Origin of the sequence: Chitinophaga sp. (genome assembly GCF_035761305.1) — a bacterium.
Taxonomy (GTDB): Bacteria; Bacteroidota; Bacteroidia; order Chitinophagales; family Chitinophagaceae; genus Chitinophaga.
Genome location: NZ_DASTRI010000286.1, coordinates 1 through 19,031, shown reverse-complemented (window position 1 = coordinate 19,031; position 19,031 = coordinate 1). Strand labels below are relative to the sequence as shown.

Below are 19,031 nucleotides of genomic sequence, written 5' to 3'. Positions count from 1 at the left end.
ACCGCTTGCCGTCCACGCACGGTCAAATAATTATTAATCATTAATTATTAATTATCAATTGCTGCCGCCAGCGGTAAAATTTTTTTTCCTCCCTTTAAACTTTCCTTAACACTTTCCATCTAAAAAACACGTTTATAACATACCGCGCGTTAAAAAAAGGCCAACAACATAAAACAAAGCACGCTATAAGCTTTCGTCAAAACAAAACAAGTCAACAATCACTTAAAACCATTCATTTATGAAAAATCTCCGCAACCTGCGGTGGCCGTTGGTATTACTGGCCGTGGTAGCTGTGGCGGCGTATGCCTGCCGGAAAGATGCTTCTACAGAACCTGGTCCCGGCCCGAATGAGCAAAAGTTAAGCATTTACATGTCTGACGATCCGGGTTTCTTTGACAATGTGTACCTGGACATCCGCAAAGTAGAAGTGTTGGTTGATACCTGTGCAGATGACAGCAATGACGACGACCGTAACTGGGACTGGCGTGACCGTTGCTGGTGGGATGAAGACCGCCATGACGATAAGGGCAAATGTGAAATGTGGGATTCACTGGATATTAAACCGGGCGTGTACGACATTCTTTCTTTAAGAAATGGCGCCGATACGCTGCTGGCCGGCGGTATTGTGGCCAAAGGCACGGTAAAGAAGATCCGTATTACATTGGGCAAAAACAACTCCCTGGTAAAAGACAGCATTACTTATCCGCTGACTTCTGTGGCCGGCCAGGTAAAGATTATTATAAAACTGCGCAGCGACGACTGGGATGAAATAGCATCGGGCAGCTTCCGCCTGTGGCTTGACTTTGACCTGAACCGCTCTATTGTTAAAGTATGGAACGGTAAGTTTATACTGAAACCGGTGATAACCGTGTACACGCTGAAAGCAACCGGCAGCCTTGGCGGCCAGGTAACACCGCATGCGGCATGGCCGGTGGTAACCGTGTATAACAGTACCGATACTGCTTTTGCGCTGCCGTGGATCACCGGTGATTTCCTGGTGCGCGGCCTTAAACCCGGCGAGTACAACGTGTTTGTAAATGCATCCAACGGTTACAGGGATACTACCATTACCGGTATTACCGTGGAACGCAACAAGTTTTCCGCTACCGGTAAAATTGTGCTGACGAAATAGGTGGGGTAAGCCGTTTTTTCATCGCTTCAATAAATAGGTGTGAGGTATGTAGCAGCAGCGCTGTTATATGCCTCATATCTTTTTTTAAAGCCGGGTTACCGGCAGCTATTGCCGGTTATATTTTTAGTTTGTATATTTATCACCTGAAATATGTTAACACCCTTATTTATTTAACCCGGACATAGTAACCCGTAAACTGCTTTTTATGCAACCAGTAAGAAAACCCGTAAGTGAAGAACGTTTTTATACCGATGTATTATACCGTTTCCTGTTCACCTTTTTCATTTTCTGCGCCCTGCTTTCAATATGCTATTTAATGTTATACGCATATTGAGGTAAAGCAGCGGTTTTTAAAAACAAAAAAACCGGAGGGTCATGCATGCAGGTAATGAATTACCTTTTTACATGACCATCCGGTCAATAAGTTTTTTAGCCTTGTTATACGCTATTGGTGCTGCGCCTGTGATTCCTGCTGGCGTTGACGCCGGCGTCCGTGTGCAGCTTCGCCGCCTTTTTTGCCGATGGCTGCCATGTGTTCGCGGTTTTGGCTCACTGCTTCACCGCCTTTACGGCCGGCAGCGCGGGCTTCTTCAGATGAGAATTCGTGTGCAACGCCCTGCTGGTGTGCAGCACGACCACCCATACTGGCAATGGCTCTTTGCTTTTCTATATCCATCGCTGCAAATCCGCGCAGGGCTTTACCAGATTTACGTGGTTTGGAGTCTTCCTTATGCATTTCATTGTCCACTGGAGAGTTGTCTTCCATTTGAGGGTTTTCACGGTTAACAACATTCTGCCAGTTCTCTTCCTGGGAGTGGCTGCTTTGCATTGTCATAACATCAGATTTAAGTGGTTTGAAATAGGTTTCCGTTTTCTCTCGAAGCTATTATAAGCGCGCGCTTACTGCGTTACGGGAAACAAGGACTGTGCCACGGCTGGCTATGGTTCTGACCTGCCTTGAAACAGAATGATTTATTGGGTCGTTACGGGTAACTGGTTCTACAGTATAAGGAAAATATCCACACTTGGCGGCTCCGGTACGATTTGATATTGAATTAATTTAAGTAATTAAAAAAAATATTATGTGTTTGATGTGAAAACGGGGCAGGCGCGCGCCACGCCTGCCTGCGCGGGATTGCTATAACGTGCAGGTATGTACGTTGTATTGTAAGGTGGGATTAATGGTACGATACTATAACCGGTTAATTATACAGCTTAATATGGTATTTACCGGTACTGTTTGCACTGCTAATGTTCACTCCGTTCACGCTGTTCATTTTATTCATTGTGGTGGTTGAACCGCTGAAAACTTTGCCTGTAGGGCTAATCAGCGTATTTTTGAATAAACTCTAAAGTTGGCATAGGTTATGAAAAGGCACTAAGATATCCATCTATTAGTGCCCTTTTTTTATCTCTTTAATTATCGTATTACCAGCTCTTCAAACTTTCTTTCCAGCACCACCTTTACTACACCTACCGCAAAATTGCGGGTACTCAGCTTATACACCTTTCCATCTACCACGTACTCCGTGGGGGTAAAGGGCAGGCCATGCACCAGCACCCGGTGGTTTTTATAGGCCGCCTGGTACTGTCCGAAGAATTTCTTTTTCAGGCGGAACTGCTGCTTATCAGACACCTGCTTAAAATTAATGGTGTTATACTGCCCGTTCTTATACCCGTAATGGTCGCCGGCATCTTCATACAGCACGCTGCGCGTAGCCTGGTCGCTGTAGTACACATTCAGTATCATTTGATCAATCTGCTTTTCATCCACATACTGAATTTTTGGATAGTTGGGTACTACGGCGCCTGCTTTTACAAACAGCGGCATTTCTTCCAGCGGGGTAGGAATGGTAACGCTTTGGCCGCCTTCGTATAAAGTATCATTAAAGAAGTAATACCATTGGCCTGCAGGCAGGTAAATGCTTTTTTCCTTCATACCCGGCGCATCTACATGGCTGATCAGCAGCGCATCGCCCAGCATAAACTCGTGGGAGCGGTTATAGGTTTGCGCATCGTTCTGCGCCACAAAGGCCAGGGGGCGCAGCATAGGCGTACCATAATGGCTGTACTGCCAGAAAGTGGTGTACAGGTAAGGCAGCAAACGGTAGCGCAGCTGAATAAATCGTTTTACTATAAACTCGTACTTGCCGCCAAAGCTCCAGGGTTCCTGGTTAAAGCCGGTTTCATTGCTGGCCGAGTGGGTGCGCATAAGCGGGTGAAAAGTGGCCAGCTGGATCCAGCGGGTGTACAGCTCTCCGTCCGGCTCGCCTATAAAGCCGCCAATATCGCTGCCGGCAAAGGAAATACCAGACACGGAAAGGCGCTGGCATTGCACACTGGCCAGCCATACATGTTCCCATTCGGAAACATTGTCGCCCGTCCATACAGAAGCCCAGCGCTGTGCGCCGGCGTAGCAGGAGCGGGTTATCACAAAGGGCCGGTTGGGCATCAGGTATTTTTTCAGGCCGGCCGCGGTGGACTTGCTCATCAGGTGCCCATATACATTATGGGCCTTGCGGTGGCTTACATCTTCACCATCATAGTCGTGCCGCACATCTTCAGGGAAGGTGCCTATTTCAAATACGGCAGGTTCGTTCATATCGTTCCACACGCCGCGCACCCCGCTTTCCAGCAGGTCTTTAAACAGGCCGCTCCACCATTCGCGCACCTGGGGATCGGTATAGTCGGGGAACACGCATTTGCCGGGCCACACATCGCCTTCCATAAAGGCGCCATCTGCACGTTTACAGAAATAATCCTTTTCCATCCCTTGTTTGTAAATATCATATTCCGGGTCGGCCTTAATGCCGGGGTCAATGATCACTACTACCTTAAAACCCTGTTCACCCAGCTCTTTTATCATGGCGGCAGGGTCGGGGAAGTGCTCCTTGTTCCAGGTAAAGCAGCGGAAGCCGTCCATATAATCTATATCCAGGTGAATTACATCACAGGGTATCTGGCGTTTGCGGAACTCTGCGGCTATTTCGCGCACCCGTTTTTCGGGGAAATAGCTCCAGCGGCATTGCTGGTAGCCCAGGGCCCACAGGGGCGGCAGCTCGGCAGTGCCGGTAATGCGGGTATAGGCTTCGGCCACCTGCAGCAGCCCGGGGCCATAAATAAAATAGTAGTTCATTTCGCCACCGCGCGCCCAAAAGCTGCACACCTCTTCCCGCTCATGCCCGAAGTCGAACAGGGTGCGGAAGGTATTATCGAAGAAAATACCATAGCCAATGCCGTGATGCAGGCCGTAATAAAAAGGTATGTTGCGGTACAGCGGGTCGGTATCTTTCTGGAAACCGTAGGCATCCGTACCATAGTTTTCCAGGCGCTTGCCCCGGAGGTTCAGGTCGGTGGGTTTATCGCCCAGGCCAAAAAAACATTCACCATCCTGTATCTGCTTGCTGCAGTACACAATTTTGCCGCCTTTGAGCAGGTAATGCTGCCAGTGGAATCCCATTTCATCCTGGTTAATAATGCGGCCTTCGGTATCAGTAATGGTAAGGCGCAGGTTATCGCGCGCTATCCAGATGCGGATAGCATTGGTATATATTTCAAATACCTCCTCAAACTCGCGCATGCCGAAATCTACCGGCGATTCTTCCAGCCTTTCGCTGGTAGCATAAGAGAAATCACGTTGAAACTTACCATCTGCCGCGTAGCGGAACCGTACAATTTTGTCTGATATAATCCTTACTTCCAGTATGGTTTCCGATGTATAAAAGTAGAAGTAGTTGCCTTCTTTTTGCCATTTCCTGATGCCATCAGGATAGTGTTTTACAGAATACTTACTCGACGAGCTTGTTACTTGCATAGTTTGCGTTTAAAAATCCAATCGTTCCCCTTCAGCCCCTAAATTAAAAAAAATCAGTGAAGATGGTTTTTTCAGCGTTTGGCAAGCTTTATTCATCATTCACCTGTTAAAATGGCGTATTGGCTAAATCGGTACTGAAAAATATTAAATAACTGGTAATTTTAATTTATTGAACGTACTTTTTTGCTTTAACCTATTTGTCCTTCAAAGTGCACTTTTTACAGGTGCACTTTTTTAATTTAAACTTAGTGAGGAAACGGAAACTATATATGCTACTTGTGTGGGATTGTTAGGGTTATGGCATTGATATTTGTGCTATACGTCCGTTGCTGCCTGCCAGGAACACGGCTTTTCCCTTTTGGGCCGCCTGCACAACATGAAATCCTTCGTTGCTGAGGGGCTGCCAGTGCCGGCCGCCGTCTGTTGAAATATCGGTGCCGGAGGTGCCGGTGGCAAATACCGTATTATTATTGATCCATGCTACGCTGCTGCGGTAGCCCCGTGGCGGTACGGCCGGCTGCTGCCAGGTGCTGCCGCCGTTTGTTGTAAGCAGGCAGTTGCGCTGCCGCAGGGTATCGGCCTGGTAATCGCCGCCCACCACAATTGCCTGCATGGGGTTGCGTACCGCCATGGAAAAGGCGCCGCGGCTGGGCGCGCCCTGTGTAACGGGCAAGGCGCTGGCTTCCCAGCGGCCCTGCCGGTAACGGATAGAGCGGGCAGTATCGCCGCCGGTGATAAACCAGGCATCGCCGTTCGGCAGCAGGTGCAGGTTACTGGCGCTGGCGGCAAAAATAGCTTCGCCTTTTAAAGCAGGGGGGCGTTGCTGCAGGGGCGCCGTGTCCCATTGCCGGCCGCCGTTTTGTGTATGCAGCAGCATAAAATGCTCCTGCAGCGGATCGCCAATAGCCCAGCCTTCCTGGCTGGTGCGGAAATCCATATCATCAAAGAAAATACCTTTTGTATCATTATAATACACCTGCTGCCAGGTGGCGCCGCCGTCCTGCGTGCGGAAAATATGCGCCGGCTCCCCCGCATTTACCACTACGGCTTCCTGCGCATTAAAAGCATTAATGGCCCGCCAGTCGCAGCTATCGCAGCCCGGCACCTGCATCCATTGCCATTGCCGGCCGCCGTTGGTGCTTTTGCCAACCATGCCGCCGGTGCCGGATGCCCACAGCAAACTATCGGTAAGCACACACAGGCCGCGTATGCTTTTCAGCGGCCCGCGGGTTAACAACTGCAGGGTACGCTTGTGCTGACCGTGTACCGGTAAAAAAAGGATAAGGCAATAACACAGGCAGCAGCAGCAAAGGTTCTTTAACATTTATATACAGTATCTTAGTGAGCAAGAAAATTACAAAATCATTCAAAAGTGTGATGCAGATTTATATATTTGCACACAACTAACCTGCATCAGTGCGCTATTTACCATCCCAGATAAAGAAGAAACTGCAGCTACTTTGCTTATTGGTGTTCGCTATGAAAACGCTGTTCGCACAGGAGGGAAGCTATATCTTTGATGCCTACAGTGTGAACGAAGGACTTTCGCAGAGTTTCGTAAGCGACATCATACAGGATAACCAGGGCTTTATGTGGATCGCCAACCGCGATGGGGTTAACCGCTTTGACGGCTACGTGTTTAATGAGTACCGTTATAAAACCAGCGAGCAGAACAAGGCAGGAGAGGGTAAAGGCAACCTGGTATCTAACACTTCCAGCGGGGTGCGCGCCGTAATTAACCGTTTTGACCTGAAGGGATATAAAGGCTACAGCTTTTTTAAAAACAGCCGCGGCCAGCTGCTGCTGTCACATAATAATGGTATCAGCCTGTATGACCCCTACCGTAACACCTTCCAGATGGTAATGGAAGATACGGCTTACCTGAATGAGCAGGAGCGCGACCAAAGCATAAAGTTCAAGGTAATAGGAGAGGACACCGCTAACCATCAGCTATGGGTATGGCGCCCGCTGAAAGGCCTGTATGCGCTGGATAACCGCACCTATGCCATTAAACGCATTATCCTGTACCCGCCCCAGTTCTCTAAAAAAGGAATGATCCCCAATGATATACTGATGGATGGCAAGCTGGTTTGGATGAACTTTGAACCGGACGAGCTGCTGGCGCTGAACACCACGAACCTGCGCCTTTCCACCTACTGTTTGCCGGGCATCGGGAAGAACCCCGTGATGCGTAACCTGAATGCCGACTCTATGATCATTACCAGTCCAGGGCATATTATCATGTTCAACAAAAAGCAGCGTAAGTACACGGATCTGCTGATCAACGAGTATGACGACAAGGGAGAGATATTTGAGCCTGTGGTAATGGAAGTGGACCATAACGGGAATGTGTGGATAGGAGGTACAGACGGGGTGCTGATATACAGCATACACCGTAATGAGGTAATACAGCACATTGTAACATTTAATACGTTTGAAACCCGCTCCCTCAACAGCGTGCGCTACCTGTACCGAGATGCGGCGGATAACATGTGGGTAGGCATGAACGGCGACGGCATCAAGAAATACTCTCCGCATAAAAAAGTGTTTAACCTGTACCGCTCTCCCTTTATATCGCACAACATGGTACGGTGCATTTACAAGCACGACGACGGTAAGCTGTACATTGGACTGTGGCGCGACGGGCTTGATATTTACGAGGAGGGCGGCCGTTTTATAGAACGCATTTCCAACACGGCAGGGCACATGGTATTTCCCGGTAACACGGTGAACGCCATTTGCCGGGAAAACTACAAGTACCTGTGGCTGCATTTTGAGGGCCAGCACCTGGGGCTGCTGAACGTACAAAATAAAAAGTTTGAAGACCTGACCGCCGTGGTAGACTCCCTGGGCCTGCCCCCGCAGCGGGATAATTATACGCCCTTCCTGTTCCGCCGGGTGAATGGAGAAGTGTATTTTAATTATGGAGAGTACCTGGTATCTATCAGGGCCGACGAGCAGCGCACCAATAAATACAGGGCAGCGCTGGTGCACCAGTTCCCGAATGAAAGCCTGAACTGTTATTATGAAGACTACATGGGCAACCAGTACGTGGGCACACAGGCCAACCTGTATGCAAAGGATGTAGGCAATACGCGCTGGCGTATTATACCGCTGCCCACCGGCACCATTGTAAAAGGTATTAATAAAAATGCGCACAAACAGCTGCTGGTAGCCACCAGCCGGGGCCTGTTTATAATGGACGCCAATTATAACCTGGTGCAGCATTATAACAGTTACGATTTTCCGGCGCTGGTGAACGATTACTTTTACGGCGTGCTGCTGGATGATAAGGACCGCATATGGGTAAGCCATAACAAAGGGCTGTCGCAGATAAACCCGGTAACCAACGAGATCACCACCTTTAACCATGAGGACGGGCTGCAGTCGAACGAGTTTAACACCGGCGCCTATTTCAAATCAGTTGACGGTGAGCTTTTCTTTGGGGGGATAAGAGGGGTGAACGGGTTTTACCCGCGCAACTTCCGTAACAATCCATTTGTACCCAAGGTAGTTATAAAGCGCATGGAGGTGCTGGACAGGCCTTATGAATCGGACACAGCCATTTCGCTGCTGCATCATATAGAGCTGCCTTATAACCAAAACACCATTGCCATAGAGTTTGTACCGCTGGAATATACCAACCCGTTGAAGAACAAGGTGCAGTATAAGCTGGACGGGGCAGATGAGGACTGGGTATCGGCGGGTACGCTGCGCATGGCGCGCTATACCAACCTGCGCCCGGGCACCTATACTTTTAATGTAAGGGCGTCTAACAATGATGATATATGGAATACCACGCCTACCACGCTGGAAATAGTGATACGCATACCTTTCTGGCAATCATTGTGGTTCAGGTTTTTATTGTTATTACTATTGTTAGGCATTGCATATTACTTTTCTACGTTGTATCTTGATTATAAAATACGTCATGAAAAACTGAAGCTGGAAAAAGAGCAGGCGGTAGACCAGGAGCGTGCGCGTATTTCAAGCGACATGCATGATGACCTGGGTTCCGGCCTGTCAACCATACGCCTGTTGAGTGAAATAGCAAAGCGGAAGATACACGATCCTTCCCAAACCCGCGAAATTGAGCGCATTTCAGAGGCGGCAGGAGAGCTGGTGGACAAGATGAGCGAGATCATCTGGGCCATGAACTCTTCCAACGACTCCCTTGAAAACCTGATAGCCTACATGCGCAGTTTTGCAGCCGACTTCCTGGAGCACGCACATATTACGCACCAGTTTTACATACCGGAAAGCATACCTAACATTAAGCTCAGCGGAGGTACGCGCCGTAATATTTACCTGGCGGTAAAGGAGTCGTTACATAACGTGGTAAAACATGCACAGGCAACAGAGGTGATGATAGAAATTCAGATGCAGCAGCACATGACCATACTGATAAAGGATAATGGCAAAGGATTTGATCAGGAAAAGGTACGGTTGTTCGGCAACGGGTTAAAGAATATCCAGAAACGTATGCAGGCAGTAGGCGGCCATGCCGATATTACCTCCCATAACGGGACCATAGTTTTTCTAGATATACCGTTAATTTGATCTACCTTTGCTATCACATTTTCGTGTTAAGTAATTTCGCTAAGTAAAACATATAATGACTGTGTACTCAAAAAAGAAATCCCAGGACAGTATGGACATCATTTCGGTAGCCATTGTGGAAGACAACCATGATATTCGTACTGCAATGGAATTACTGATTAACGGGTCGGAGGGGTATGCCTGCGTAGGTACTTTTAATAATGCAGAAACTGCCCAGGAGCAGATACCCCATTTACTTCCCAATGTGGTGTTGATGGATTTTAACCTGCCCGGCGGTATGAACGGAATTGAGTGCATTGCCCGTTTGAAAGCGGAATTTCCGGATATGCAGTTTATGATGCTTACGGTGTATGAAGATGATGATAAAATATTCCAGGCCCTGGAAGCAGGCGCCAGTGGCTACATCCTCAAAAAAACCTCTCCCGGCGAGCTGCTGGAAGCCATCCGCGACGTGCACGAAGGCGGTTCTCCCATGAGCTCACAAATTGCCCGCCGCGTAGTGGCCTATTTCCAGAAGCAGGCCAAGCCCAACCCCGCCCTGGAGGCGTTAACTTCCCGTGAAAAAGAGATACTGGACCAGCTTTCCAAAGGTTTCCTGTACAAGGAAATAGCCAGCAATCTTTACATCAGTATTGAAACAGTAAGACGGCACGTGCATAATATTTATGAAAAGCTGCACGTAAGAAGCCGTACGGATGCAGTGAACAAATATTACAACCGGTAATACCGTATTTCCGTAACACAAAGAAGGGATTGAAAAACAGGCATTTAATGCTCCTGCTATAAAAGTATTGCAGGAAGCCAACAGTGTGTATAACTGCACTACCGGCTTCCTGCTTTACCTGTTTTAGATTGGATAGCTTGAACGCTGCCCGCTACTTTCTTTTCACACGAATGCGTTCCATTCTCTGCAATTTTTCTGTTGCCAGGTGGGCCAGTAACACCATGGAAGCAATAAGCAAACACGCCAATTTGAATAGTAGACCGGTTTTCATAGGTATAGGTTTTTAAAGATGGTTATGAACAGTTGTTACATTTCGCTTATCTCATCATCTGCCAGGAATCAAATTTCCTGAGCAGCTTTGTAAAGGTATTCCCCAAACGGTTCATTGAACGTTGTTCCCGGTTTACCAGGAATGTTACCAGCAGCGCAATGGACAGCACTACCATTAACAGCATCAGGCATAGCGTTTTCATAGTTAGGACCTTGTTTATTGTACTTGTGAGCAGTGATTGTAAATATAGTTTAATTTTTCATATAAAGTATCTTTTGCATAAAAAAAAATTTAGGTCCCAAAAGAAATCCACGGTGCATAACTTTATTGTTGGGATGATAACCTGAATCCTTTATTTTTGCCCGTAGCGGGATTTTGCTAAAAGATTTAGTAACTATACCAGCCACCATTACACAGAAAACGTTTTATTAATATATATGGCAATGTCAGACAAGACGGAAAAGGACAATAAAGACCTCTTTACGGCCTATACGGAAGATTCCATCCGGTCGCTGGACTGGCGGGAGCACATACGCCTGCGCCCCGGTATGTACATCGGCAAACTGGGGGATGGCACCAGTATGGATGATGGTATTTACATCCTGATCAAAGAGGTGGTGGACAACTGTATTGACGAACATACCATGGGTTTTGGCAAACAGGTGGATATTAAAGTATCGGAGCACAGCGTAACCGTGCGTGACTACGGGCGCGGTATTCCCCTGGGCAAAGTGGTGGACGTGGTAAGCAAGATTAACACCGGCGCCAAATACGACAGCAAGGCTTTCCAGAAGTCGGTGGGGTTGAACGGGGTGGGTACCAAAGCGGTTAACGCCCTCTCCAACTACTTCAAAGTACAATCTGTGCGCGAAGGGCGTATGAAAGTAGCGGAGTTCCAGCGCGGCGTGCTTATAAAAGAACACAAGGAAACCGCTACCAGTGAAAGCAACGGTACGCTGGTAACCTTTACGCCGGATGATACGGTTTTTAAGAACTATCATTATATACCGGAGTTCCTGGAAAACCAGATATGGAACTACTGTTTCCTGAACGCAGGACTAACCATCAACTTCAACGGGCAGAAATATGTGTCCAAAAACGGTTTGCTGGACCTGCTGCAGCGCAAAACCAACGCCGAAGAGCTGCGCTATCCCATTATTCACCTGAAAGGGGAGGATATAGAAATAGCCGTTACCCATGAAAATCAATATGGCGAGGAGTATTACTCCTTCGTAAACGGGCAGCACACCACCCAGGGCGGTACGCACCTGGCGGCTTTCCGCGAAGCTTTTGTAAAAACCGTGCGCGACTTTTATAAGAAGGATTATGATGCAACGGATATACGCGCCTCTATTTGCGCCGCTATTTCCGTACGCGTGCAGGAACCGGTATTTGAGTCGCAAACCAAAACCAAACTGGGCTCCCTTACGGTGTACGAAGGCGGCCCGTCTATGAAGGCGTTTGTGCTGGATTTCCTGGGCAAGCACCTGGATGATTACCTGCACCGCAATCCAACCGTGGCGGAAGCCATGAAAAAACGGATTGAGCAAAGCGAACGGGAACGCAAGGAGCTGGCCGGCATTAAAAAGCTGGCCAACGAGCGGGCTAAAAAAGCCAACCTGCATAACCGCAAGCTGCGCGACTGCCGTTTTCACCTGAGCGATGAGCTGACCGGTAAGGACAAAATAGAGCAGGAAGCCAAGCGGCTGGACACGATCATATTTATTACAGAAGGCGACTCTGCCAGCGGCTCCATCACCAAATCGCGCAACGTGGAAACGCAGGCGGTGTTTAGTCTGCGTGGTAAGCCCCTGAACTGTTTTGGCCTCACCAAAAAGATCGTGTACGAGAATGAGGAGTTTAACCTGCTGCAGCATGCGCTGAACATAGAAGAAGGACTGGACGGGCTGCGCTATAATAAAATAGTGATAGCCACTGATGCCGACGTGGATGGTATGCACATCCGCCTGCTGCTGCTCACCTTCTTTTTACAGTTTTTCCCCGACCTGGTAAAGAACGGGCACGTGTATATACTGGAAACGCCATTGTTCCGTGTGCGTAACAAGCAGGAAACCATTTACTGCTACAGTGAGGAAGAAAAGCAGGCCGCGGTGAAAAAGCTGGGCGGCAAGCCGGAGATCACGCGCTTTAAAGGGTTAGGTGAAATATCGCCGGACGAGTTTGGCCGTTTTATTGGAGAAGATATGCGGGTAGATCCCATTATTCTTTCCAAAGACGTCCATATCCAGAAGCTGCTGGAATATTACATGGGTAAGAACACGCAAACGCGGCAGGAGTTTATTATCAGCAACCTGCGGTATGAGAAGGATTTGGTTGCAGAATAATTAATAATGAAGAATGAATAATTAATAAATGGAGGTGTGTTACCCTAAATATGTGTTAAATGAAAAGCAATAATGTTGTGCAGGAAAAGGCCTTTAGATTTGGAGTTAGGATCGTGAAGCTGTACCGGTACTTATATAAAGGGCCGAACTTATTGCCTTTGCTGAATCAAATATTGGGGTGTGGAACGGCTATCGGGGCGAATATTGAGGAAGCGATTGGAGGGGTATCGAAAAAAGAATTTATTGTAAAAATGCAAATTGCTTATAAGGAGGCAAGAGAAACCAGGTATAGACTACGATTATTAATAGAGGCTGGAGAAATAGAGTTGAAATTGGGAAATTCAGTGGTACATGATTGTGAGGAATTGTTGAAAATCATGACAAGCATTTTAAACACTTCCCGGCAACATCCCTCACTGCAATACCAGCAGAACGCCTTTATTATTAATCATTAATTTTTAATTATTAATTAATGCCATTACATATCGTATTCGGACAGCCTTCAAAGCCTGCACTAGCGGGCGCGTTTGAGCTGGATGAGAAACTAAGCGGGGATATACTTTGTTTTGAGGACGATCTTTCTGTAGGTCCTTTATTTATACTAGATACAAAAGACGGCCAGGCAAACCGCCGGCAATGGTGGCAGCAGCTGTCCGGCGTACAGCCGCAGCCAGCGCCTGTTGCGGCAGAAGGCGCCGCACCGCCCCCGGAAGAAGAGCCCTGGGCAGATGCGGAGCTGGCCAAACAGCTGAAAGCCCGCTTAAAAGCAGCGCCGGAACCGGAAGTATGGATATGGGCCGGGCAAAATGCACGCGACGTATGCGGCTATTACTGGCTGGTAAGCCAGTTGTATGATTTTGCAGGCCGCATACATATCATATACCTGAATAACCTGCCTTTCCTGAATGAGAAAAATGCAGTGTTCTATCCCACCCACCTGCACCAGATACTACCCAAGGAATTCCTGAAAGCCAAAAAGCTGGCCCGCCCGGTATCGCTGGCCGAATTTGAGCTGGATGGCGATGAGTGGCACCGCCTGATGAATGAGAATGCCGGCATACGCCTGCTGGAAGGCGGTAAAAAAATAAAGGGCGAACCGGCGGCATACTATGACAAGGAGTTGTTGCAGCAAAGCAGCAGGGAGTTCCAGAAGGCAGCCAAGGTAGTAGGGCAGGTAACGGGCAAATTAAAATATCCCGTGCTGGACCAATACCTGGCCTGGCGCCTGAAAGAGCTGGTAAAAGAAGGGCAGCTGGAGAGCCGGGGAGAGCTGAAAACCATCAAAGATTTTGAAGTAAAATTACCTGGCGGCGGCGAAGAAACGCCTGCAGCGCCACCGGCAGCCGAATAATAATACGCCGGCAAATAATTAGCAGCTATGGTAACAGTAACACCTTTGGACCTGTTAGGGCAGGATGAGCGGGGCGCCAACTACATCTGGAGCAGCGACCGCACCGGCGAATTTATGATGTGCTTCCGCAAGGCCGGCAGCAGCAGCGGGCAGCATTACCATGAGGGAAAACGTGCATACAAGAACCCGGAAATACTGTTCCTGGTAAGCGGGCAGGCAGCGCTGCACTGGTGCCCGCTGGGTGAAAAGGAAATACGTGTAACGCATATTTCAGCGCCGGCAAAAGTAACAGTGCCGGTTAATATCTGGCACCAGCTGGTAGCCGTTACCGACTGCGCGCTGATAGAAATGAACTCCGTGGAAGATGTGCAGCAGGACTCCGTGAGGATATGGCGGGAGGAGTTTGAGAAAATGTAAAATGTAAAATTTCAAATGTAGAATGTAAAAGTAGAAAGCAGTGTTTCATCTGAAATTATTGACCAATGAATGAAAATCGCAGGTATGACCTGGAGCAAAGGTTGATTGATTTTGCAGTAAGTGTTTTGAAATTAGTGGAGTTTTTACCGGATGATAGGGGAGGGACGCACCTTGCTAATCAATTGGTTAGAAGCGGTACAGCACCCGCATTACTTTACGGGGAAGCGCAGGCGGCAGCGTCGCGGAATGATTTTATTCATAAAATGAAACTGGGATTAAAGGAGCTGCGTGAATCGCAAATAAATATGAGGATAATTGAGAAAAGAGAAATGTTAAACAATGCTGTTGTACCATCCAGTATTTTGACTGAATGTACACAGTTGGTAGCTATTTTCAGCGCCAGCATTGAAACAGCAAAAAGAAACAATATCAAAGCCAAAGTGTAAAATGCCGACGTAAAAGTACGTTAAGTTCACAACCAGCCACAGACTTTAACTTTTACATTTAATATTTTACATTTTACATTTAGTATTTTATACGGACTATGGACGATCAAAATAATAATCTGCCGAACGACGAATCGTTGCACAACATTACCCACGTAGGGGGAATGTATGAGAACTGGTTCCTGGACTACGCTTCCTACGTAATACTGGAGCGTGCCGTGCCCAGCGTGGAAGACGGGTTAAAACCCGTGCAGCGCCGCATACTGCACGCCATGAAGGAAATGGATGACGGCCGTTTTAATAAGGTGGCCAATGTAATAGGCCAAACCATGCAGTACCACCCGCACGGCGATGCTTCTATCAGCGATGCCATTGTGAACCTGGGCCAGAAAGAGCTGCTGATTGAAACACAGGGTAACTGGGGCGATGTGCGCACCGGTGATGATGCGGCAGCAGCGCGTTATATTGAAGCGCGCCTTTCCAAATTTGCGCTGGAGATTGCCTTTAACGCTAAAACCACCACCTGGCAGCTGAGCTACGACGGCCGTAAGAACGAGCCGCTTACGCTGCCCATGAAATTTCCGCTGCTGCTGGCACAGGGCGCGGAAGGTATTGCCGTAGGCCTCTCTACCAAAATATTACCGCATAACTTCTGCGAGCTGATAGATGCTTCTATCAAATACCTGCGTGGTAAAAAGTTTGACCTTTACCCCGACTTTATGACCGGGGGGATGATAGACGTAGCCAACTACAATGATGGCAGACGCGGTGGCAAGGTTCGCGTACGTGCGCACATAGAAGAAAAGGATAAGAAAACGCTGCTGATAAAAGATGTGCCTTACGGCGTTACCACTACGCAGCTCATGGAGTCTATTGTAAAGGCGAATGACAATGGTAAAATAAAGGTGAAGAAGGTGGTGGACAACACCGCCAAGGAGGTGGAGATAGAAGTGCAGCTGGCGCCCGGTATTTCGCCGGACATTACCATTGATGCGCTGTACGCCTTTACAGATTGTGAAATATCTATTTCACCCAACGCCTGCGTAATTGTGGAGGATAAGCCGCATTTCATGGGCGTGTCTGACCTGCTGAAGCACTCCGCCAACTTTACCCGCGAGCTGCTGAAAAAAGAGCTGGAAATAAAGCTGGCGGAGCTGGAAGACAAGTGGCACTATACGTCGCTGGAAAAGATCTTCTTTGAAAAAGGCATTTATAAGGAGCTGGAGCAAAAGCATAAAGACTGGGAAACTGTGCTGGCAGCTATTGACAAAGGCTTTAACCCGTACAAGAAGCAGCTGAAACGGGCCATTACCCGTGAAGATATTGTGAAGCTAACGGAAAAGCCCGTACGCCGCATTTACCGTCTTGATATTAATGAGCTGAACGAACAGATAAAAGCCATTGACGCGGATATTAAACAGGTGAACTATGACCTGGACCACCTGGTGGACTATACCGTGGCCTACTACGAGAACCTGCTGAAAAAATACGGCAAAGGCCGGGAAAGGCTTACAGAGATAAAGACGTTTGACACCATCCAGGTACAGCAGGTAGCAATAGCCAATACCAAGCTGTATGTGAACCGTGCCGACGGCTTTATAGGCACCTCCCTGAAGAAAGATGAATTTGTAGCAGATTGTTCCGACCTGGATAATATTATCGTTTTCCGCAAGGATGGCAGGATGCTGGTAACGAAAGTATCTGACAAAACCTTCGTAGGGAAGGATATTATTCATGTAGATGTGTTCCGTAAGAACGATGAGCGTACTACCTACAACATGATCTATGTGGATGGTAAAACCGGTATCAGCTATGCCAAGCGCTTTAATGTAACCGGTGTTACCCGCGATAAGGAATACGACCTTACCATTAAAGGAGAGAAAAACTCCAAGGTGCACTACTTTTCCGCCAACCCCAACGGGGAGGCAGAGGTGGTAAGCGTAAAGCTGAGCCCCAACTGCCCGGCGCGCAACAAGGAGTTTGACCTGTACTTTGAAACCATTGCCATAAAGGGCCGCAACTCCCAGGGCAACCAGGTTACCAAATACCCCATTCGTACGGTGAAGTTCAAGGAAAAAGGCGTATCTACCTTATCGGGCCAAAAGATCTGGTACGATGATGCCGTAGGCCGCCTGAATACCGATGAACGCGGCGTGTACATTGGCAGCTTTGAGGGAGAGGACAAGATATTTGTGGTGTACAAGAACGGTACTTACGAGCTTACCAATTACGAGCTTACCAACCGCTATGAGCCGGATGACGTGATCTACATCGAAAAATTCAACCCGGAGAAAATAGTAACGGCCATTTACTTTGACGCAGATAAGAAACAGTTCAATGCAAAGCGCTTTAAAATTGAAACGCAAACGCTGAACAACAAGTTTTCTTTTATTAAAGAAGGGGCCAACAATTACCTGGAGCTGGCAACCACGCATTCAGATCCCATTGTGCTGCTGAAAACAGGTAAGAAACGCAACCCGGAAGAAGAAGAGGTGAACCTGGCGGAGTTTGTGGAGGTGACCGGCTGGAAAACAGTAGGCACGCGCATTGCAGGGGACGACCTGGTAAGCGTGGAGCTGCTGTCGGAAGATGAGGACCCCGACCCGGAGGATGAAGGAAATGTGCAGGGCGAGCTGTTTTAATTACGAATTGTCAATTACGAATTACCAATTAAGAATGCAGCGGATGGTTAGATATTAAGGAGAGAGAAACAACAAATTAATGAATTTATGCCGGATGAGCGTATAGCTGGTCCGGCATTTTCTTTTGTAAATGGAATATTGTTTAACTAAGAATGCCTGCAATTTCAGGCAGGATAAGCATTTTATTGGTATTACCTATTCATGGTTAGTTTATAATTTTTGCATTTGTAATCCGTAATTGAATTCAAAGGCGTCTTCTGTTTTGAAAAGACAAACTGCCCCTGCTTTAACAACCGCAATAAATCGTAAATTATTCACATTCATGATATTTTTTAAAGGCACTTTCCGCAGGGCGGAACAGGCAATGCACCGCTTTGCAGGGTCGTAATTGAACAATTCGTAGTTAAAACGGCTTTCCGTGTGTGGACCGGATGATTTGCCGGGCCAGCAGGGGCATGTAGCGCATAAGGCCTACCAGGAAAGTGGCGCGGCTTTCAGTACCCAAAAAGCTTTGCAGCACGCGGCCCATGAACAGGCGGGTGGTAAAGTGTTTACGCCAATGCTGGCGGTAGCAGCGCTCCATTTCGCTGCGGGTAACTTTTTGCTGCAGCAGGTCGTGTATCTGCTCAAAAGCCAGCTTGGCGCCGTGCAGGGCCATGCTCATGCCATTGCCGCATAAAGGGGTGATCATGCCGGCGGCATCGCCTGCCATTAGCATATGATTTTCTACCGCGGCCTTTTTGGAAAAGCTGATCTGTGAAATAGCCAGGGGCTGCTCGTACAGGAAAGCAGCGGTTGTAAATATTTTTTTCAGATAGGGGTTACGGTATAAGATTTCCCGCTCCATCTGCTGAATGCTGTTATTGTGTTTTTGCAGGTTAGCGGCTGTGGTAAGGTAGCACAGGCAGCATTTGCCATCCTCAATGCGGGAAATGCCGCAATAGCCGTCTTCAAAATTATGCAGGGCAACGGTATCTTCCGGATGGTTATACCGGATGTGATATTTAATGCCAATATAGTTATTCAGCTTGCCCGGCGGCTGCTGTACAAAAGGGCGCTTCCATTTTACATCCAGGTTGCTGCGTTTACCAAAGGCGCCGGCGGCAATAAAGGCGGTAATGCGCCGCCCGGGATCCGCATGAACAACAAAACGGTTGTTCCTGAACTGTACGTCCTGCACCTTGGTTTGGGTAAGCACGTGCACGCCTTTTTTAAGGGCCAGCTCGTACAGGGCGTTGTCAAGCATATAACGGCTGATGCCAAGGCCGCCCTGGGGCAGCAATGCCGTATAGGCCTGGCCGTGAGGGTCGGACAGCAGGAGCCGGTTAA

Annotated in this window: 14 protein-coding genes; 9 read left to right on the top strand and 5 right to left on the bottom strand. The window is 48.1% G+C overall.

Annotated elements, in window-relative coordinates; translation table 11 throughout:
* The first annotated feature begins 238 nt into the window (after positions 1-238).
* Positions 239-1,132 carry a DUF4382 domain-containing protein gene (locus VFS25_RS24285; protein WP_326464780.1) on the top strand — a complete coding sequence of 298 codons (894 nt, stop codon included), beginning with the start codon at positions 239-241 and terminating at the stop codon, positions 1,130-1,132.
* A 445-nt stretch (positions 1,133-1,577) separates the two neighbouring features.
* On the opposite strand, the gene VFS25_RS24280 is transcribed toward VFS25_RS24285, so the two are convergent.
* The 3 genes from VFS25_RS24280 to VFS25_RS24270 form a co-directional block, all read right to left on the bottom strand.
* Positions 1,578-1,967, bottom strand: a complete 390-nt coding sequence (locus VFS25_RS24280) for a KGG domain-containing protein (protein WP_326464779.1) — start codon at positions 1,965-1,967, stop codon at positions 1,578-1,580.
* Positions 1,968-2,552: 585 nt separating this feature from the next.
* Positions 2,553-4,946 carry a glycoside hydrolase family 31 protein gene (locus VFS25_RS24275; RefSeq protein WP_326464778.1) on the bottom strand — a complete coding sequence of 798 codons (2,394 nt, stop codon included), beginning with the start codon at positions 4,944-4,946 and terminating at the stop codon, positions 2,553-2,555.
* A 295-nt stretch (positions 4,947-5,241) separates the two neighbouring features.
* Complete coding sequence (locus VFS25_RS24270) at positions 5,242-6,270, bottom strand: WD40/YVTN/BNR-like repeat-containing protein (RefSeq protein ID WP_326464777.1); 1,029 nt, start codon at positions 6,268-6,270, stop codon at positions 5,242-5,244.
* A gap of 155 nt (positions 6,271-6,425) precedes the next feature.
* Here VFS25_RS24270 and VFS25_RS24265 point away from each other — a divergent pair, with 155 nt between their 5' ends.
* Both VFS25_RS24265 and VFS25_RS24260 read left to right on the top strand, forming a co-directional pair.
* Positions 6,426-9,506 carry a ligand-binding sensor domain-containing protein gene (locus tag VFS25_RS24265; protein WP_326464776.1) on the top strand — a complete coding sequence of 1,027 codons (3,081 nt, stop codon included), beginning with the start codon at positions 6,426-6,428 and terminating at the stop codon, positions 9,504-9,506.
* Between the two features lie 91 nt (positions 9,507-9,597).
* Complete coding sequence (locus tag VFS25_RS24260) at positions 9,598-10,230, top strand: response regulator transcription factor (RefSeq protein WP_326464775.1); 633 nt, start codon at positions 9,598-9,600, stop codon at positions 10,228-10,230.
* A gap of 317 nt (positions 10,231-10,547) precedes the next feature.
* Here the strand turns inward: VFS25_RS24260 and VFS25_RS24255 are convergent, their stop codons facing one another.
* A complete protein-coding gene (locus VFS25_RS24255; RefSeq protein WP_326464774.1) occupies positions 10,548-10,703 on the bottom strand; it encodes a hypothetical protein in 156 nt (51 codons plus the stop codon).
* 241 nt (positions 10,704-10,944) lie between these two features.
* Between VFS25_RS24255 and VFS25_RS24250 the strand changes: the two genes are divergently transcribed.
* The 6 genes from VFS25_RS24250 to VFS25_RS24225 all read left to right on the top strand — a co-directional run bounded on the left by VFS25_RS24250 (position 10,945) and on the right by VFS25_RS24225 (position 17,702).
* On the top strand, positions 10,945-12,846 hold the full coding sequence (locus VFS25_RS24250; RefSeq protein ID WP_414647797.1) for a DNA topoisomerase IV subunit B: 1,902 nt from the start codon (positions 10,945-10,947) through the stop codon (positions 12,844-12,846).
* A gap of 59 nt (positions 12,847-12,905) precedes the next feature.
* Positions 12,906-13,301, top strand: coding sequence for a four helix bundle protein (locus tag VFS25_RS24245; protein WP_326464772.1), 396 nt, complete (start codon positions 12,906-12,908; stop codon positions 13,299-13,301).
* Positions 13,302-13,318: 17 nt separating this feature from the next.
* Positions 13,319-14,197, top strand: a complete 879-nt coding sequence (locus VFS25_RS24240) for a DUF1835 domain-containing protein (protein WP_326464771.1) — start codon at positions 13,319-13,321, stop codon at positions 14,195-14,197.
* A gap of 27 nt (positions 14,198-14,224) precedes the next feature.
* On the top strand, positions 14,225-14,614 hold the full coding sequence (locus VFS25_RS24235; protein WP_326464770.1) for a hypothetical protein: 390 nt from the start codon (positions 14,225-14,227) through the stop codon (positions 14,612-14,614).
* Positions 14,615-14,679: 65 nt separating this feature from the next.
* A complete protein-coding gene (locus tag VFS25_RS24230) occupies positions 14,680-15,060 on the top strand; it encodes a four helix bundle protein (protein WP_326464769.1) in 381 nt (126 codons plus the stop codon).
* A 98-nt stretch (positions 15,061-15,158) separates the two neighbouring features.
* Positions 15,159-17,702, top strand: a complete 2,544-nt coding sequence (locus VFS25_RS24225; protein WP_326464768.1) for a DNA gyrase/topoisomerase IV subunit A — start codon at positions 15,159-15,161, stop codon at positions 17,700-17,702.
* 403 nt (positions 17,703-18,105) lie between these two features.
* Here VFS25_RS24225 and VFS25_RS24220 read toward each other — a convergent pair.
* The coding region (locus VFS25_RS24220; protein WP_326464767.1) for a pyridine nucleotide-disulfide oxidoreductase at positions 18,106-19,031 on the bottom strand (926 nt) is incomplete at its 5' end.

Excerpts from the sequence above, each read along its gene's own strand:
- VFS25_RS24285 (WP_326464780.1), top strand. The coding sequence starts at position 239 with ATGAAAAATCTCCGCAACCTGCGGTGGCCGTTGGTATTACTGGCCGTG.
- VFS25_RS24260 (WP_326464775.1), top strand. The coding sequence starts at position 9,598 with ATGGACATCATTTCGGTAGCCATTGTGGAAGACAACCATGATATTCGT.
- VFS25_RS24280 (WP_326464779.1), bottom strand. The coding sequence starts at position 1,967 with ATGACAATGCAAAGCAGCCACTCCCAGGAAGAGAACTGGCAGAATGTT.
- VFS25_RS24235 (WP_326464770.1), top strand. The coding sequence starts at position 14,225 with ATGGTAACAGTAACACCTTTGGACCTGTTAGGGCAGGATGAGCGGGGC.
- VFS25_RS24230 (WP_326464769.1), top strand. The coding sequence starts at position 14,680 with ATGAATGAAAATCGCAGGTATGACCTGGAGCAAAGGTTGATTGATTTT.
- VFS25_RS24240 (WP_326464771.1), top strand. The coding sequence starts at position 13,319 with ATGCCATTACATATCGTATTCGGACAGCCTTCAAAGCCTGCACTAGCG.
- VFS25_RS24255 (WP_326464774.1), bottom strand. The coding sequence starts at position 10,703 with ATGAAAACGCTATGCCTGATGCTGTTAATGGTAGTGCTGTCCATTGCG.
- VFS25_RS24270 (WP_326464777.1), bottom strand. The coding sequence starts at position 6,270 with ATGTTAAAGAACCTTTGCTGCTGCTGCCTGTGTTATTGCCTTATCCTT.
- VFS25_RS24265 (WP_326464776.1), top strand. The coding sequence starts at position 6,426 with ATGAAAACGCTGTTCGCACAGGAGGGAAGCTATATCTTTGATGCCTAC.
- VFS25_RS24250 (WP_414647797.1), top strand. The coding sequence starts at position 10,945 with ATGTCAGACAAGACGGAAAAGGACAATAAAGACCTCTTTACGGCCTAT.
- VFS25_RS24225 (WP_326464768.1), top strand. The coding sequence starts at position 15,159 with ATGGACGATCAAAATAATAATCTGCCGAACGACGAATCGTTGCACAAC.
- VFS25_RS24245 (WP_326464772.1), top strand. The coding sequence starts at position 12,906 with ATGAAAAGCAATAATGTTGTGCAGGAAAAGGCCTTTAGATTTGGAGTT.
- VFS25_RS24275 (WP_326464778.1), bottom strand. The coding sequence starts at position 4,946 with ATGCAAGTAACAAGCTCGTCGAGTAAGTATTCTGTAAAACACTATCCT.